This window comes from Bradyrhizobium sp. B117 (genome assembly GCF_038969555.1).
Classification (GTDB): domain Bacteria; phylum Pseudomonadota; class Alphaproteobacteria; order Rhizobiales; family Xanthobacteraceae; genus Bradyrhizobium.
Genome location: NZ_CP152414.1, coordinates 829,465 through 844,189 on the forward strand (window position 1 = coordinate 829,465; position 14,725 = coordinate 844,189).

The 14,725-nt window shown below is 65.0% G+C and carries 16 protein-coding genes; 8 read left to right on the plus strand and 8 right to left on the minus strand.

The annotated features are described in order from the left end of the window. Window positions 1-57: 57 nt before the first annotated feature. The 8 genes from AAFG16_RS04005 to AAFG16_RS04040 all read left to right on the plus strand — a co-directional run bounded on the left by AAFG16_RS04005 (window position 58) and on the right by AAFG16_RS04040 (window position 7,245). Window positions 58-216 (plus strand): hypothetical protein, encoded by a 159-nt coding sequence (locus AAFG16_RS04005; RefSeq protein ID WP_283083560.1) that lies wholly within the window; start codon window positions 58-60, stop codon window positions 214-216. A 276-nt stretch (window positions 217-492) separates the two neighbouring features. Further along, complete coding sequence (locus AAFG16_RS04010) at window positions 493-1,728, plus strand: ABC transporter substrate-binding protein (RefSeq protein ID WP_283083561.1); 1,236 nt, start codon at window positions 493-495, stop codon at window positions 1,726-1,728. 284 nt (window positions 1,729-2,012) lie between these two features. After that, entirely contained in the window at window positions 2,013-2,261 is a 249-nt protein-coding gene (locus AAFG16_RS04015; protein WP_283083562.1) for a hypothetical protein, read from the plus strand. A 111-nt stretch (window positions 2,262-2,372) separates the two neighbouring features. Next, the gene (locus AAFG16_RS04020) at window positions 2,373-3,692 is read left to right on the plus strand and encodes an aminotransferase class V-fold PLP-dependent enzyme (protein WP_283083563.1); all 1,320 of its coding nucleotides are present in this window, start codon (window positions 2,373-2,375) and stop codon (window positions 3,690-3,692) included. Between the two features lie 147 nt (window positions 3,693-3,839). Next, on the plus strand, window positions 3,840-4,343 hold the full coding sequence (locus AAFG16_RS04025; RefSeq protein ID WP_283083564.1) for a hypothetical protein: 504 nt from the start codon (window positions 3,840-3,842) through the stop codon (window positions 4,341-4,343). A 219-nt stretch (window positions 4,344-4,562) separates the two neighbouring features. Beyond that, a complete protein-coding gene (locus tag AAFG16_RS04030; RefSeq protein ID WP_342737493.1) occupies window positions 4,563-5,222 on the plus strand; it encodes a heme-binding beta-barrel domain-containing protein in 660 nt (219 codons plus the stop codon). A 16-nt stretch (window positions 5,223-5,238) separates the two neighbouring features. Beyond that, entirely contained in the window at window positions 5,239-5,964 is a 726-nt protein-coding gene (locus tag AAFG16_RS04035; RefSeq protein ID WP_342737495.1) for a dihydrofolate reductase family protein, read from the plus strand. A 9-nt stretch (window positions 5,965-5,973) separates the two neighbouring features. Continuing rightward, a complete protein-coding gene (locus AAFG16_RS04040) occupies window positions 5,974-7,245 on the plus strand; it encodes an NAD(P)/FAD-dependent oxidoreductase (protein WP_342737497.1) in 1,272 nt (423 codons plus the stop codon). Between the two features lie 140 nt (window positions 7,246-7,385). Here AAFG16_RS04040 and AAFG16_RS04045 read toward each other — a convergent pair whose 3' ends face one another. From AAFG16_RS04045 to AAFG16_RS04080, 8 genes are all read right to left on the minus strand, one after another. Then, window positions 7,386-7,703, minus strand: a complete 318-nt coding sequence (locus AAFG16_RS04045) for a hypothetical protein (RefSeq protein WP_342737499.1) — start codon at window positions 7,701-7,703, stop codon at window positions 7,386-7,388. 164 nt (window positions 7,704-7,867) lie between these two features. Further along, window positions 7,868-8,437 carry a cysteine hydrolase family protein gene (locus tag AAFG16_RS04050; RefSeq protein ID WP_342737501.1) on the minus strand — a complete coding sequence of 190 codons (570 nt, stop codon included), beginning with the start codon at window positions 8,435-8,437 and terminating at the stop codon, window positions 7,868-7,870. Window positions 8,438-8,543: 106 nt separating this feature from the next. Next, on the minus strand, window positions 8,544-8,891 hold the full coding sequence (locus tag AAFG16_RS04055) for a DUF3088 domain-containing protein (protein WP_342737503.1): 348 nt from the start codon (window positions 8,889-8,891) through the stop codon (window positions 8,544-8,546). Between the two features lie 124 nt (window positions 8,892-9,015). Further along, window positions 9,016-10,872 (minus strand): sensor histidine kinase, encoded by a 1,857-nt coding sequence (locus AAFG16_RS04060; RefSeq protein WP_342737505.1) that lies wholly within the window; start codon window positions 10,870-10,872, stop codon window positions 9,016-9,018. A 121-nt stretch (window positions 10,873-10,993) separates the two neighbouring features. Next, a complete protein-coding gene (locus tag AAFG16_RS04065) occupies window positions 10,994-11,608 on the minus strand; it encodes a hypothetical protein (RefSeq protein WP_283083572.1) in 615 nt (204 codons plus the stop codon). 199 nt (window positions 11,609-11,807) lie between these two features. Continuing rightward, window positions 11,808-12,551, minus strand: a complete 744-nt coding sequence (locus tag AAFG16_RS04070) for a CoA transferase (RefSeq protein ID WP_283083573.1) — start codon at window positions 12,549-12,551, stop codon at window positions 11,808-11,810. Then, on the minus strand, window positions 12,551-13,369 hold the full coding sequence (locus AAFG16_RS04075; RefSeq protein ID WP_342737507.1) for a CoA transferase: 819 nt from the start codon (window positions 13,367-13,369) through the stop codon (window positions 12,551-12,553). Before AAFG16_RS04075 ends, AAFG16_RS04070 begins: the two co-directional genes overlap by 1 nt. 33 nt (window positions 13,370-13,402) lie before the next feature. Further along, complete coding sequence (locus tag AAFG16_RS04080; protein ID WP_342737509.1) at window positions 13,403-14,716, minus strand: tetratricopeptide repeat protein; 1,314 nt, start codon at window positions 14,714-14,716, stop codon at window positions 13,403-13,405. Between the last annotated feature and the right edge of the window lie 9 nt (window positions 14,717-14,725).

A 14,725-nucleotide genomic window follows, 5' to 3' on the forward strand; every position in this document is an offset into this window, starting at 1 on the left:
TCTTTTCCAACCATTGGCGGAGTCTGAGCATCTCTTTTGCAAAATATGAAAAGATCGATGGATCGCCTTCAGGCCATGGAGCTGTTTGTCAGCACCATCCGCAAGAGCTTCTCTGCGGCCGGCCACAGCGCCGGGCTCGGTGTCGCGACATCGGCGAGCTCGAGGCGCAACTCGGCGTGCGGCGGTTCAACCGCAGCACTCGGCATCGCGGCCTGACCGAGGCTGGCAAGATATTCTTCCAGCGTACCGAGCAGGTGCTGCGCCCCAACGCTGCTGGCTGTTGCCGATCGTAGGCTTGCCGAACATCGGGAAGATTTCCTAGCGCACTGCGGGCAGGGCTCGTTGGACAGCGCTGGCCTGCTCTGATCCCATCCGGCTGAACAGCTTTCTCGCGGGCGGCGCGATGAGTTCGCTCTTCAGCCAGCGAGGAAGCATGCATGTCGTGAACGGCGCCCGGATCCGCGAGCTCCGCTCCAGCGATGGGTTGCAGCGATGAGCAAGAGCTTGCGCACGAATGCTGCCAGAGCGGCAATCCTTGTGGCCGGACTTTTCATCACGCCCCCTTTGCTTGCTGGTGATCGTCAATTTGGCGGCCATCAATATGGTCCTGGCGCAAGTGATACCGAGATCAAGATCGGCCAGACGATGCCCTATAGCGGTCCGCTTTCGGCATCCTCGGTGATCGGCAAGGTGCAGGCGGCCTATTTCCGCATGATCAATGATCATGGCGGCGTCAATGGGCGCAAGATCACGTTGATTTCCTACGATGATGCGGCGACGCCGTCCAAGACAGTCGAGCAGGTCCGCAAGCTCATAGAGAGCGACGAGGTGCTGTTCACATTCGAGACGCTCGGCAACGCCTCGAACATCGCGGTTCAGAAATATCTCAATGACCGCAAGATCCCTCAGCTTTTCGTGGCCGGGCGGTCGACGCGTTTCGAGGATCCGGTCAACTTCCCCTGGACGATGGGATTTGCTCCCAATCTGCGCACGGAGGTTCGCGTTTACGCGCGCTTCATCCTGGATAACTATCCGAATGCCAGAATCGGCCTGCTTTACCAGAATGATGAGAGTGGCAGGGATTATCTGACCGGCTTGAAGGAAGCACTCGGCGCAAGGGCAGCCGAACTCATCATCAGTGACGTTTCATACGATGTGACGGACCCGACCGTCGACTCGCAGGTCGTGCGCCTCAAGGCGGCCGGCGTCAACGTTCTCGTCAATATGGCTGCCTCGAAGTTCGCCGCCCAGGTCATCAGAAAGATGGCAGAGCTGGATTGGAAGCCGGTTCATCTCCTCGGCGTCGGTTCGTCCTCGATCGACGCGGTCCTGAGCCCCGCCGGTATCGAGAACGCAAAGGGCATCATCTCGGCGAGCTCGTTCAAGGAGGCCGATGACCCGACCTGGCGTGATGACGAAGGCATGAAGCGCTGGAGCGCCTTCATGGACGGCTACTATCCGGGAGGCGACCGGAAAAGCATCTTCACGGTCTATGGCTATAGCGCCGCCGAGCTGCTGGTCCAGGTCTTGAAGCAATGCGGTGACGACCTCTCGCGCGAGAATGTCATGGCGCAAGCGACGAACCTGAAAAGCGTGAAACTTGATCTGCTGCTCCCGGGGCTCTCCGTCAACACGGGCGTGGCCGACTATCGTGTGGTCAAGGAGTTCCGAATGATGCGCTTCACTGGTGCCCGATGGGAGGCGTTTGGGCCGATTGTCGCCGATTGATCCTGTGCGTGGCCGCACAAGGGGGACCTCTCCCGTGTGAAATCGCGATCCCATTCGGCCAAAAGCCCGGCCTGGTCTCGCGAATTCGACCGCTCCAATGGGAAAACGGGCTTCTCCGACCGCGATTTAGCCGGACCACCATGCCGAGCGCTCACGCCGCCATATTAAGCATAACAGCAGCTCGCTGTACCCGATCCCATCCGCCCATTCCTGGCACTCCGCTTGCTCAGTCAGGACCAAAGCCCGGTCCCGGCATGGAGACCGTTTCAGGTTGAGGCAAAGCGATGCAGGAAGTGTCCCGTTCTGGTGCTGCCGATGAACTTCGGCTCGATGGATTGATCGCCGATCTGTGGTGGCGTGTGCGGCTGCTCAACACCGACATTCTCGAAGAAGAGGCGAAAGCCGGGGTGTTCGACGTGCAGCAGCCGGCCTATCCGCTGCTCGCGCTGACCCTTCGCGGGCGACGCGACAATCTGGTCGCGACGATCGGCGTGCTCGAGCAGCGTGCGAGATCGATGTCGAAGGCGGCCTGAGAGCGGTCTCCGGTCGACGGGCACGCCCGGCGTCGTCAGACTGTCGTCGCCCTGTCATCGGCGTTCCATGGATTGCTGCTCTCCCTTCGCCGCGCATCGCGGAGGGCGGACATGCATCTGATCAAGGCAATTTCTTCCGACCGCCGGTCGATCCTGAAGGGCCTCGCGGCCGCAGCCGTCGCGCCGCTGGCGGCGCCGGTCATGGCGACCGAGGGCCTGCCGGTGCAGCCGACCGGGTCGGCGGCCGTGGTCGCCACCGACAAGGCCTATTGGACGGCCGTGAAGGGGCTCTACGCCGTGACGCCCGACGTCGTCAATCTGGAGAACGGCTATTGGGGCATCATGGCCGAGCCTGTGCGGCGCGAGTTCATCCGCCTGTCCGACATGATCAACTATCAGAACACCTATTACGCGCGGCAGCGGGCGGGCGCGGATTTCGAGGCCGTGCGGGCCAAGGTGGCGGCGGCGGTCGGAGCTGCGCCGGAGGAAATCGCGCTCACCCGGGGCGCGACCGAAGCGCTGCAGCTGCTGATCAGCGGCTACAACAGACTGAGGCCCGGCGACAGCGTGCTCTACGCCGACCTCGATTACGATTCGATGCAATATGCCATGAACGCGCTGAAGGCGCGCCGCGGCGTCGACGTGGTCAAGTTCGAGGTGCCGGAGCCGGCCACCCGTCAGGCCGTGCTCGACGCCTATGCCCGCGCCCTCGAGGCAAATCCGAAGACCAGGCTTCTCCTCCTCACGCATGTCAGCCATCGCACCGGCCTCATCATGCCGGTCACCGAGATCGCCCGCATGGCGAGGGCGAAGGGCGTCGACGTCATCGTCGACGCCGCGCATTCCTGGGGCCAGCTGGACTTTAGGGTGAGCGAGCTCGAGGTCGATTTTGCCGGCTTCAACCTGCACAAATGGATCGGTGCGCCGCTCGGCGTGGGTTTCCTCTACATCAAGAAGGGCCGCCTCGCCGACATTGATCGCGACCTCGGTGACGAGGATTTCCCGGAAACCGACATCCGCTCGCGGGTGCACACCGGCACGGTCAATTTCGCGACGGTGCTGACGGTACCCGCGGCGGTCGAGCTCCATCAGCAGATCGGTGCTGCGGCGAAACAGGCCCGCCTGCGCTATTTGCGCGACTACTGGGTCAGTCGTAGCAGGGGCTTCAAGGACATCGAGATCCTGACACCGGACGAGGCTGGCCTGTATGGTGCGATCACGTCCTTCCGCCTGGCCGGCAAGACGAGCAAGGCCGACAATGACGCCACCGTGGCGAAGCTCAGGGACACCCACAAGGTCCTGACGGTTCGCCGCGCGGGCGTCGCCAGGGGTCAATGCATCCGCGTGACGCCGTCGCTCTACACCGAGGAGGCCGATCTCGACCGGCTCGTCGAGGCGCTTGCTGCCGTCACCGGTTCGAAGGCAGGCTGAACCCGCGCCAGGCGGGTGCATCGTTGATCGCGCGCAGCCTGGCCCGTAGCTAGTTGCATGATTCAGCGATGCAACTGCATTTCGCACGTGATAACTTTCCATTCGGGGGATGGAATTGACTGTCCCCACATTTGGAAGGACAGGTCCATGCGAATCTCGTCTCGCTTCCTTGCGCGTCCCGCTGTCGCCATCTCGTCCATTGCACTGCTGTGCGCCTTCGGCGGCCCGGCAATGTCGCAACCGACACCCGCAGACACCCAGCTTCCCGGCGTCATGGTCGAGGCGCCGAAGCATGTGGTGAGGCCGCACAGGGCGGCGCATCACCCGACGATCCGGAGCACGAGGTCTATCGCCGCGCCCCGAGCCGTTGCAGTGACCCCCGCAGCGCCGATGTCGGATGTCGCGAAGCTCGCCAAGCTCGAGCGCGAAACGGGCAGCTGCGCCGGCGGCTGCCAATCGAGCTTCAAAACAGGCGACAAGCCCTGGGTCGGCTGCAACGCCTCGGGCGGCGTGTACTCGGCCACGTGCCGAAACGTCGGCAATTACAAGAGCTACGACGAGTGCAAGGAGGCGGGACGGGTCACCGGCTGGCGCACCGGTGAGACTTCGGCGTATTGCAGCAGCATCGCGTTGGCGGCGGGCTGGCGTTGAAGTAGCGCGGCTGCAGTTGGCGGGATCGGCTTCGGGTTGTGTCGGCGGCCGTGGAAGTCCCTGGCCGTCGGTCGTCGTATTTCCCTTGGCGAACTCCCTTGAAGCCCGACGATCACCTGCGCGGGGCGCCGACGTCCATTCGCGATTGTGAGGCTCGAGCACGCGCCAGGTACCCGTCTCCGTGCTATTGCTGCCTCAGCAACTTCCCGCGAGGCCCCCATGCTTCCCATTCCCGCTGATATCTTCACCGAGCCCGAGGACGTCTCGCCTGACGCCCTTGCCAATCTTGGTCCGCTCCGCCGGCTCGCCGGCACCTGGCAGGCGGACAAGGGCATCGACATCAATCCGAAGGCGGAAGGGCCGGAGCGTCGGACCTTCATCGAGCACATCCGGATGGACCCGATCGATCCGCAGGCCAACGGCCCGCAGCTGTTCTATGGCCTGCGCTATCACATCCACATCAACACGCCAGAGGAAGACATCACCTTCCATGACCAGGTCGGCTACTGGCTGTGGGAGCCCGCGACTGGGTTGATCATGCAGACGCTGGCGATCCCGCGCGGGCAGGTGCTGCTCGCCTCTGGCAAGGCCAAGCCGGATGACAAGACAATCTCCGTCACGGCGAAACGTGGCGACACCGCCTACGGGATCTGCTCGACCGATTTCCTGGAACAGGCCTTCCGCACCGATTCCTACCGTTGCGACATCACCTTCAACGAGGACGGAAGCTGGAGCTATCTGATCCAGACCGAGTTGTTCGTGCGCGGCGCGCCGTTCAACCATCACGACAGCAACACGCTCAAGCTGGTCGCGCCGCCCAAGCTCAATCCGCTCGCGGTGATCGTCACCGATCGTGCCAAGGGCGGCGAGACGGCCTGACAAGCGGAGAACTGCAATGAAGCCCTACGTCATCTGTCTGATGCACTCGAGCCTCGATGGCCGCACGCATCCGAGCCGCTGGCGTCCGAAGGGCGCGGGCACGGACTGGTTCGAGAAGATTCACGACGAGCTCGGCGGCGATGCCTGGGTGATCGGCCGCGTCACCGGCTCGGAGTTTGCCAAGGGCAAACCCTATCCCACGGCGTCCACCGAGACCTTTCCACGCAAGAGCTGGTTCGCCTGGGGCGACGGCAAAAAGCCGGATGTGAAGAGCTACGGCGTCGTGCTCGATGCGCAGGGCAAGATCGGTTGGGGCCGTTCGGATATCGGCGGCGATCCGATCGTGGTGGTGCTGACCGAGGGCGTGCCGGATTCGCATCTGGCCGGGCTCCGCGGCGAGGGTGTGTCCTACATCTTCGCCGGCGCGTCCGAGATCGACCTGGTGCTGGCGCTCGACATCCTCAATCGCGAGCTAGGGGTGAAGCGTCTCCTGGTGGAAGGCGGCGGTGTCGCCAATGGTGCGTTCCTGCGCGCCGGTCTCATCGACGAATTCAACCTGATCCTCAGCCCCGCGATCGATGGCGCGAAAGGCGCCCCGTTCGTGTTCGATTCGACCGACGCGGATGGCGACAAGCGCGCGCCGATCACGGCGATGACGCTGGAGAGCACCCGGGAGCTCGGCGGCGGTGTGCTGCTGCTGCGCTATCTGATCAAGAACGATCCGCAAGCCGTAGCGAAATAAAGCGCCGGCATGTCGGACAGATCGGAGCACATCATCGTCGTCGGCGCCGGGGCGGCCGGGTTGATGGCGGCGCGCGAGCTCTCGCGTGCGGGCCGGACGGTGACGATCCTGGAGGCGCGCGAGCGCTGCGGCGGCCGAATCCATCCGCTGCCCGCGTCGGAATTCGGCTATCCCGCCGACGGCGGCGCCGAATTCGTCCATGGCGAGGCGCCGGTCACACGCGCTCTGCTGCGCGAGGCCGGACTGTCATTGCAAGAGATCGAAGGCACGCAGCGGAGTTTTGACGGCACAAAATTGTCGCGCGAGGATCGCCGCGATCCGCATGAGGCGGAGCTTCATGCGGTGCTCAGGGAGCTGAAGGACGACCTCACCGTCGCCGAATTCCTGCGCCGTCACTTCGCCGGGGAGGAATATGCGCAGCTGCGCCATTCGATCGAGCGGATGGTCGAAGGCTACGACGCCGCAGATCCCGAATGCGCCTCCATTCTGGCGCTGCGCGAGGAATGGATGGACGGCGGCCACCGCGTGCAGGCGCGCATCGATGGCGGCTATGGCGCGCTGATCGAGTTTCTGGCGGCCGAGTGCCGCCGGCACGGCCCCACGATCCGTCTCGGCTGCATGGTATCGGCCATCGCGGAGGAGGGCGACGTATTGGCCGTTCGCTGCGCCAGCGGCGAGGTGCATGGCTGCGATCGCGTGATCCTCACCGTGCCGCTGCCGCTGCTCCGCGACATCGCGCTGCCGGCGCGTGCACGCGTAAAGGCGGCGGCCAGCGACGACATCGGCTTCGGCAACGTCATCAAGATCGTGCTGCGTTTCGCGCGGCCCTGGTGGCGCGAGCGCAAGCAGGATCTTGCCGACATGACCTTCCTGCTGTCGGGCGAAACGATCCCGGTGTGGTGGACGCGATATCCGGGTCAGCGTCCCGTGCTCACAGGCTGGTTCGGCGGTCCGCGCACGGCGGAACTGCAAGGCCTCGATCCACAGGGACTCGTCGATGCCGGCATCGAATCGCTCGCCGCTATCTTCGGCTTGTCGCGCGAGGAGGTCGCGCGCGACCTCGTCGCGGCCGCGGCGATCAATTGGGCGCACGATCCCTTGGCCCGCGGCGCCTATTCCTGGGCAACACCGCGCACGCGCGCGGCGCAGACGATGCTCGCGCGCGCCGATGGTCCCGTGCTGTTCTCCGGCGAAGCGCTCTATCGCGGCCGCGACATGGGCACGGTCGAGGCGGCGTTGGCGAGCGGGCTGGAGACGGCTAGGCTGATCCTGCGGGCATAGTTATTTCGTCATGCCCGGGCTTGACCCGGGCATCCACGTCTTGGTCGCCGGAAAGAACGTGGATGGCCGGAACAGGCCCGGCCATGACGATCAGCCCATCATTGAGAAAGAGAGGCCCGCATCGCTGCGGGCCTTTTACGTTACCAGCGGCTGCCGCCGAAGCTGAACGTCACGCCGGGACCGCCACCTCCGTAATATCCGTAGGGTCCGCCACCGTAATAGCCGTGGTGGCGCGGATAGTAGCCGTAGCTCCTGTAGTGCGGACGATAATGGCCGTGGTGAGGGCGCCAATGATGATGGCGATGGCCGTGATAATGGTGCCGGTGCTGTGCGCTGATGTCGGTCGCCTGGCTTCCTCGCGCGCTTTGCTTCGCGCTTGTGTTGTTGGCCGCGTGCGCCGCAGATCCGCCGGCAAGCGCCGCAGCTCCGACCGCTAGCGCGACAAAGAGATACTTCATGTCATCACTCCAGTTGAATGTCGTGTGACAACAGATGGAGGTCGGCTGCGTTCCGTCCAGTGCGGGCGTCGAAACGACGCAGCGCGCGCAGTCTCATTCTGCAGGAATCACCGAGTCTCGTGAGATGTATTGTCGCATCGGCGATGTCGATCGCGCCGCCGCCATCACTCCGCCGCGAATGACGCGATCACGTCGCCTGTGGCGACGATGCGCGCGAATTCGCCGTTCAGATTCGATAGCGTCATCGCATGGATCGCCTCGGCGGAATGCGCGTCACCGTCAGGCCCGATGCGGTCGAAGGTCCAGGTCGCATCGCGGACGAGACGCGCATCGAAGCCGAGATTGCCGGCCATCCGCGTCGTGGTCTCGACGCAATGATTGGTGGTGGCGCCGCAAATCACGAGCGTGGTGATGTGACGCGCGCGCAGGCGCTGCTCGAGATCGGTGCCGATGAAGGCGCTGTTGACGCGCTTGACGATGACGGGCTCGCCCGCTTGCTCGCGCGCCTCGTCCTTGACGGCGTAGCCGGTGCGCGACGGCAGGAATGTCGAGTTCGGCTTGGTGCCCTCGTGGCGGATGTGGAAGATCGGTGCGCCGTTGGCCCTGAATGCCTTCAGCAGATCGGCGATACGTTTAACCGCGTCCGGATTGTTGCGCCGCTTGCCCGCCGCTTCCCATTGGTCGAACGCACGCTGGACGTCGACGACGATGAGGGCGGGGAGGGGGCTGGTCATGAGGCGGATCTTTCGAACTGCGTGCTGAACGGAATATGCGAGACGAGGAGGAATGCGCGCAATGCCGATCTTCCCTCATTTCGGGACGCCATCCGGGCTACAAGACCTACGGATGGGGATCGGGAAATCCATGGCGCTCGGAGAGCGCCGCCAGGATCGCGTCCTTGTCGGCGATGAAGGCGCGGCCCTGATGGCTGCCGGTCTGGTGCCGCGATGTCGCGCCCTCCGCCAGCACGAGCAGCGGCAACGACTGGTTCTCTTCGCCGACCAGCGCGATCACCGCCTGCCGCGGCCGCGGCCAGGCGATGCGGTCGACGTCGAGCTTTTCGGCAAGCGCCGGGAACGAGGCCAGCACGCCCTCAATCAGCGCGCAGTGCCAGCAATAGAAGCGCTGGTTCGGAAACGCCGGGTCCTCGAAACCAGGGCGCAGCAGAAACAGACGGTCGCGCGTCATGGGTCGCTCCATAAGATGGCTGCCTAAAGCGCGATGAGATTGAGATGAATCGTCATCGCGCTTTAGGTTGTTGTTTGAGCATGATCTTTTCGGAAAACCGCTTCGCACTATTCCGGATCATGCTTTAGCTCGGCGCTGCCAGCGGCAGGCTGATGTGAAAGACGGCGCCGCCCGTCGGCGCGTTCTCGGCCCAGATCCGGCCGCCATGCGCTTCGACGATGGTGCGCGCGATCGACAGGCCGATGCCCATGCCTTGCACCTTGGTCGTGAAGAACGGCTTGAAGATCTCGGTCAGCTTGTCCGCGAGGATGCCGTCGCCGGCATCGGCGATGGAGACGACGGCCTGGTTGCCGTCGACGAGACTGGTTCGGCCGACCACGCGGCGCCGCTCATCGGGAAGATGGGCGACCGCATCCATGGCGTTCACCACCAGATTCAGGATGGCTTGCTGCAGCTGGACCTTGTCGGCCTTGACGCGAATGTCGGCGGGCGAGGGCTCCGTCGCAAGCCCGACATCGTGGGTCAGGGCCTGCACGGACAGGAATCGAAACACCTCCCCGACCGTCGCGTTGAGGTCGAGCTCGCGCCGCTCGGTCGGATCCCGCTTCAGGAACATCCGCAGCCGGCCGATGACCTCGCTTGCGCGTTGATCGTCGTGGCGGATGTTGTCCAGGATGTTTCGGACTTCGGCAAGGTCCGGCGTGGGATGCCGCAACACCTCCTTTGCGGCCTCGGCATTGATCATGATGGCGGCCAGTGGCTGGCTCAGCTCATGCGCGATCGAGGCGGACATCTCTCCTGCGGTCGCGCGGCGATTCAGATGGGCGAGCTCCGACATGCGCTGGCGTGCCTCGATCTCCGCCAGGAATCGCAAGCGGCGCTGGTGCAGCAGGCCGGTGATCAGCAGCGCCTGCACCAGCACCACGCCCGCGACGATGGTCGAGTGCCAGTAATATCGCTCCCAGAAGGTCGCTTCCCGGAAGCGCACCTCGCTGCCTGGCGGAAGGTTGGCTTCATCCACGTTCCAGTGTTGCAGCTGCCGCCAGTCGAAGATCGGCTTCACGTTGTTCCCTGCAACGGGCGGGATGCTCGACGGCGCTTCTCCGTTGAGAATCCGCATCGCCACTTCGCCGGTTTCCCGTCCGATGATTTCGGGCAGCAGCAGGAAGCCGCCGACTCCCGACCGGCCGAGGAACGTATCGGACGTAATGACGATCGGGCGGTTCGCGGTCTCGGCGACGCGTGCGAGGGCCGAGGCCGGCGAATAATAGGTGCCTTCGCCGTCGGAATACATCGCCGAGGTCAGGATCGCGGAACGGGCGGGCAGGGAGGCGACTCGCTCGCGCACCTCGCGGAGCACCAGGCCGGACAAATCGGTGACCTCGAGATCGGGCATCGCCGTCGCGAAGTCCTGCTTCCAGTACCCGTAGACCAGCGGATTCTTCCAGGCGTCGCCGACGAGGACGACACGTGTCAGGTCGGGAACGATGGCGCGCGCCGCAGTCAGGAGATGTGCGGGTCTGACCGTTGTAAAGATCGCCGTCGAATCGGGCAGGAACAGCGCGCGCGTCTCGGGCAGATCGGGCACGAAGCCGTACACGACGGGGGTGCCGGGCCAGATCTCACGCTTCCGTTGCTGAAGGAATTTCGCCGATGCGACGCCGATCGAAACGATCACGTCGATCGGTCGGCGCGCATATTTGGTCTTGAGGTGACCGACCAGGCTCTCCTCATAGTCGGGTCCCGGGAAACGGGCGAGATCGAGGCTCTCGCCGTAGATCACCGTGTGCGCATTGCCGCTCTGCTTCGCGGCGGCGCGGATGCCGGAAAATATCTCCAAATAGAACGGCGAGCGAAAATCGGCTTCCTCCAGAACCAGGACCGAACGCTGCCGCGGACCGTCAGCCGCGATGCATTGGTGCGACAGACTTGCAAACAGGCAGAGGATCAGGACGCGCGCGAGCCCGGTGATCTGACGCATTGCTGGGGTCTCGGTCCTGCCTCCGGTTGCAATCCGGCCTCCTCCACGAGGACGCGCGCCGGAAGCATACCCGCAAGACCCAGAGTTTCAACGGAAGGATAGGGGGCGAGGTCAAGGATCGCTACTTGAACGGATCCTGGATTGACGGCGCCGATTGCCGGATGCGGCGCACGCTCACCGGTTTACCGTCGGAGACGAACAGCAGCTCGTAGGTCCGGCCTTCGCTGTCGGTCGCCGAGCAGGTGACGTCGTTAACCTTCCTGGCGGCGAAATTGCCGGTCTGGCGGCAGACACCTCTGGAGATCTGCTCGGCCGGTACCGGCAGGCCGTCGACCTTGGGCCGGTCCTTGGAGTTGAGCAGCATGCGGTCGACCGGCAGCTCGTAGGAATTGTCGTCGGCGCGCTTGCCGTTCTCCCCGGAGAACGACACCACATGATTCGCATCAGTGGGATCGTCGACCGCGACCGCGAAATTGACCCGACCCTTGTCGCCATGGGCGTAGGCCACCGTCTTGCAGGCGAGGGTGCGCCCGGCGACCTTCAGCGTCTTGCAGTGGCCGGAGATCAGCGCCAGGAGGTCGATATAGGCGTTCTGCAGGGGCTGCGGATTGTTGACCGGGATCGGCGCGGAAGACTCGGCGAAACAAGGACTTGCCCAAGGACTTGCCAAAGAACCTGCCAAAGAACCTGCCAAGGCGAGGAGGGTTGCGGCCAGAATTGGTTTGCTGGGGCGCATCGTCAGGCTCGTATGCCGTAGGCCACGGAAGAATCCCGTCCAACAACTATCGAACCAAAAATTGGTTGCGATCCCGTTTGCGCCGTCAAACCCGACTGGAATACCACCGCACCACCCATCGGCGATTCGCCCCATCACCCAAACCCGTCCCGGCGGACACTTGCCGTCAGGCCGGTGTTTTTTTCGTGGCAAAGATGGGTCAAGCCGCCTGTCTCATGGCCCGTGCAAAGGCCGGATAAGTCTCGGCGAGCTCGTCGAAAATGCGTCCGCGCAGCAGCGAAAGCGTCGCCGCATCGGGCCGTGGCGTTTCGCGCACGACCTCCGGCTCGTCATAGTCGAAACCGGTATTCTCCCTGATGTCGGCCGGAGTGAAGGGCGGGTGGACCGAGCGCAGCGCGAAGCGGCCCGCTTCGCGGTCGAAGTCGAACAGCGCCATGTTGGTCAGCAGCGCATGCGGGCCGCCGCGGCGAGGCACTTCCGGCGTGATTGCCCGGGCGCTGACGAAATCGACCTTGGGCACGAACACGCGCGGCGAATGCTCCTCGCGAAACAGGATCACGCGCGGAATGAGGTGATAGAGATAGGCCGAGCCGAACGAGCCGGGCCAGCGCACGCTGCTCGCCGGATAATCGCCGGCGCCGACCAGGTTGATGTTGCCCTGGCCGTCGATCTGGCCGCCGCCGAGGAAGAAGGCATCGACCCGGCCCTGCGCGGCGCAGTCGAACAACTCGATGCCGCCATTGGTGAAGAAATTATGCGCCTGCGATCCCAGGATCGAGATGCGCACCGGCGGCTTGCCACAGAGTTTGTTGCGGGCGCGCAGCAGCATGGCGCCGGCCGCGGGGATCGGCGACGAGGCGCCGACCGCGACGTGGCGGATGCCGTCGAGCAGATCGGCGATGGTGGCGATCAGGATCTCGCGCCGTTCGCGCTCGGCCGACATCAGGCCACCTGCTTGCGATGCGACAGGAAACCCGAGAGATAGGCGCGAAAGCCCTCCTCGCTGCGCGCCATCGCCGCGTAGCGCGCGATCTCGGCTTCGTCGGCGGGATATTCGTCCCACAGCGCGAGCGGCCAGGCGCCGCGCGCGGCAATTGCAATGGCGTCGACGTAGAGCGAGGGCAGCACGCCGGCGGCCGAATCCTCCGTCTCAAGCAAGTTGCGGTCGACGATGCGCTCGACCGTGACCAGCGTGCGCTTCGCGGCATAAGCAAGGTCGGCGAGCTCGCGATGCCGGCCGATGCGGATATTGCCGGCGCGGTCAGCTTCGGGCGCATGAAACAGGGCGATGTTAGGCGAGATCGCGGGCACCACGACGACCTTGCGCGCCTCGCCCACAGGACTGTCGATCACCTGCCAGTCGGGCCGCACGTTGAGGAGATCGCTACCGATGATGCCGGCGATCGGCATGAACGGCACGCCCTTCTGCGCGGCGAGCAGGCCGGCGAAAATCGCGGGGCAGGTCGAATCCCGCAATGCAAACGTGCCGCTCTTGACGCCGGCCGTGAAGCGTGGGGCGCCGCCGGCCTCGCCCAGCGACACCGCGCTGGTCTCGAGCGAGGCGATCGCGCCGGCGCCGATCAAGAGGTCGGCCTGCATGCCGGAGATCGGCACACAGATCAGCCTGACATCGCGGATACCCGTTTCGAGCAGCGCGGCGGTCGCCGCCATCGCGACGCCGGAACTATCGACGGGGATCGCCAGCGACTGTCCCGGCGTAATGCGCGCGACCAGCGCCTCCAGCGCGACGATCTCGGTCATGGCGTCCTCCGGCCTGTTTTTCCTTATCCTGCCTCAAGCCATCGCCGCCTGCCAGCGCGTATCGCGCAGCGACGGCCGGCGATGCAGGCGGGCATCGAGCAGCGCGCGGGCGCGAGGCACTTCGCCACTGCGCATGAGGGCGACGATGAAAGTGTCCTCGATCAGCTCGCGCTGGGCGTGGCTGCCACCGATGCGCACGACCTCGCCGAGCACGGGCGCCAGCGTCTGCACGCAGGCTCGGTAATCCTCATCCGCGAAGGCCGCGAGTGCGCGGCAGATCGCCGGCACCACGGAGCCGGCCGGCAGCTTGCCCTCGGCGAGCCGCTGCTCGATCACGGCAAGGCGCGCGGCAAGCGCGTCGCGATTTTGTGTCGCGGCCGCAAACAGTGCCATGTGGACGTCGGCAAAGGGCAGGCTCGACTTCGGAAACAGTTTTTGCGCGGTGGCGTCGGCCTCGACCCAGAGCGCCTTCGGGACGTCGTGGCCGTAGGCCGACAGACGCCAGAGCAGTGAGGCGCTGTCGGTGACGACGTTCAGCGGCGGCGCCTGCGTGGCGGAAGGCTGCAGCACGTCGGCATAGATTGCAAGCGCCCGCGCCGCATCGCCATGCTCGAGCGCGCCGAGCGCCTGGTGCCAGCGGATATGGCCATGCAGGATGCCGGCCCGGTCGTAAGAGGGAAGCCACTCGTCGACGAGACGGTCGGCCTCTTCGATTGAGCCGTCCTCGAACATCGCGTGCAGCACGGCATGGGCTGCGTGGGCATTCGCGCGGCGCAGATCGAAACCACGTTCCGTGACACCGCGGCCGTGCGCGACATCACCGTTTTCCGTCATGGCCCAGCCATACAGGGTGAGAAACCACCAGTCCTCGCCATAGTGATGCGCGACCCGCTCGCACAGCTCAAACCGCGCGCGGTCGTGGTCGGCCATGCCGGAGAAGGCGAACAGGCCGAAGGCGCCGAGCGGCAGCGACAGCACCACGGCATCGCGCGGCCAGCTCTCGACGTGCTTCAGCGTCGATGCGATCGCCTCGGGCAGCCGGCCCTCGATCGCGAGCGCCAGCGTCTCGACATGCGAGCGCTCGCGCTCCGTGCCGCGCCTGTCGACGAGTTCGCGCGCGAGCGCGGCCTTCTGCCGTGCGAGATCGCCTTGCTGATAGAAGGCATGCACGCGGGCGCGGGCGATGTGGGCAAGCGCGAAATCCGGATCCGCCGCGAGGGCGCGCTCCAGCGTCTCCGCCGTGCCGGTCCATCCCGCCAGCATGAGATCGACGCCTTCGCGATAGGCGGACGCCGCCTCGTCGGAGGTGGTAGAGATCGGAAGGCCGTAACGGTCTTGATGCGCCATTATCGCCTC

Coding starts and splice junctions, on each gene's coding strand:
- AAFG16_RS04005 (WP_283083560.1), top strand. CDS start 58: ATGGATCGCCTTCAGGCCATGGAGCTGTTTGTCAGCACCATCCGCAAG.
- AAFG16_RS04010 (WP_283083561.1), top strand. CDS start 493: ATGAGCAAGAGCTTGCGCACGAATGCTGCCAGAGCGGCAATCCTTGTG.
- AAFG16_RS04015 (WP_283083562.1), top strand. CDS start 2,013: ATGCAGGAAGTGTCCCGTTCTGGTGCTGCCGATGAACTTCGGCTCGAT.
- AAFG16_RS04020 (WP_283083563.1), top strand. CDS start 2,373: ATGCATCTGATCAAGGCAATTTCTTCCGACCGCCGGTCGATCCTGAAG.
- AAFG16_RS04025 (WP_283083564.1), top strand. CDS start 3,840: ATGCGAATCTCGTCTCGCTTCCTTGCGCGTCCCGCTGTCGCCATCTCG.
- AAFG16_RS04030 (WP_342737493.1), top strand. CDS start 4,563: ATGCTTCCCATTCCCGCTGATATCTTCACCGAGCCCGAGGACGTCTCG.
- AAFG16_RS04035 (WP_342737495.1), top strand. CDS start 5,239: ATGAAGCCCTACGTCATCTGTCTGATGCACTCGAGCCTCGATGGCCGC.
- AAFG16_RS04040 (WP_342737497.1), top strand. CDS start 5,974: ATGTCGGACAGATCGGAGCACATCATCGTCGTCGGCGCCGGGGCGGCC.
- AAFG16_RS04045 (WP_342737499.1), bottom strand. CDS start 7,703: ATGAAGTATCTCTTTGTCGCGCTAGCGGTCGGAGCTGCGGCGCTTGCC.
- AAFG16_RS04050 (WP_342737501.1), bottom strand. CDS start 8,437: ATGACCAGCCCCCTCCCCGCCCTCATCGTCGTCGACGTCCAGCGTGCG.
- AAFG16_RS04055 (WP_342737503.1), bottom strand. CDS start 8,891: ATGACGCGCGACCGTCTGTTTCTGCTGCGCCCTGGTTTCGAGGACCCG.
- AAFG16_RS04060 (WP_342737505.1), bottom strand. CDS start 10,872: ATGCGTCAGATCACCGGGCTCGCGCGCGTCCTGATCCTCTGCCTGTTT.
- AAFG16_RS04065 (WP_283083572.1), bottom strand. CDS start 11,608: ATGCGCCCCAGCAAACCAATTCTGGCCGCAACCCTCCTCGCCTTGGCA.
- AAFG16_RS04070 (WP_283083573.1), bottom strand. CDS start 12,551: ATGTCGGCCGAGCGCGAACGGCGCGAGATCCTGATCGCCACCATCGCC.
- AAFG16_RS04075 (WP_342737507.1), bottom strand. CDS start 13,369: ATGACCGAGATCGTCGCGCTGGAGGCGCTGGTCGCGCGCATTACGCCG.
- AAFG16_RS04080 (WP_342737509.1), bottom strand. CDS start 14,716: ATGGCGCATCAAGACCGTTACGGCCTTCCGATCTCTACCACCTCCGAC.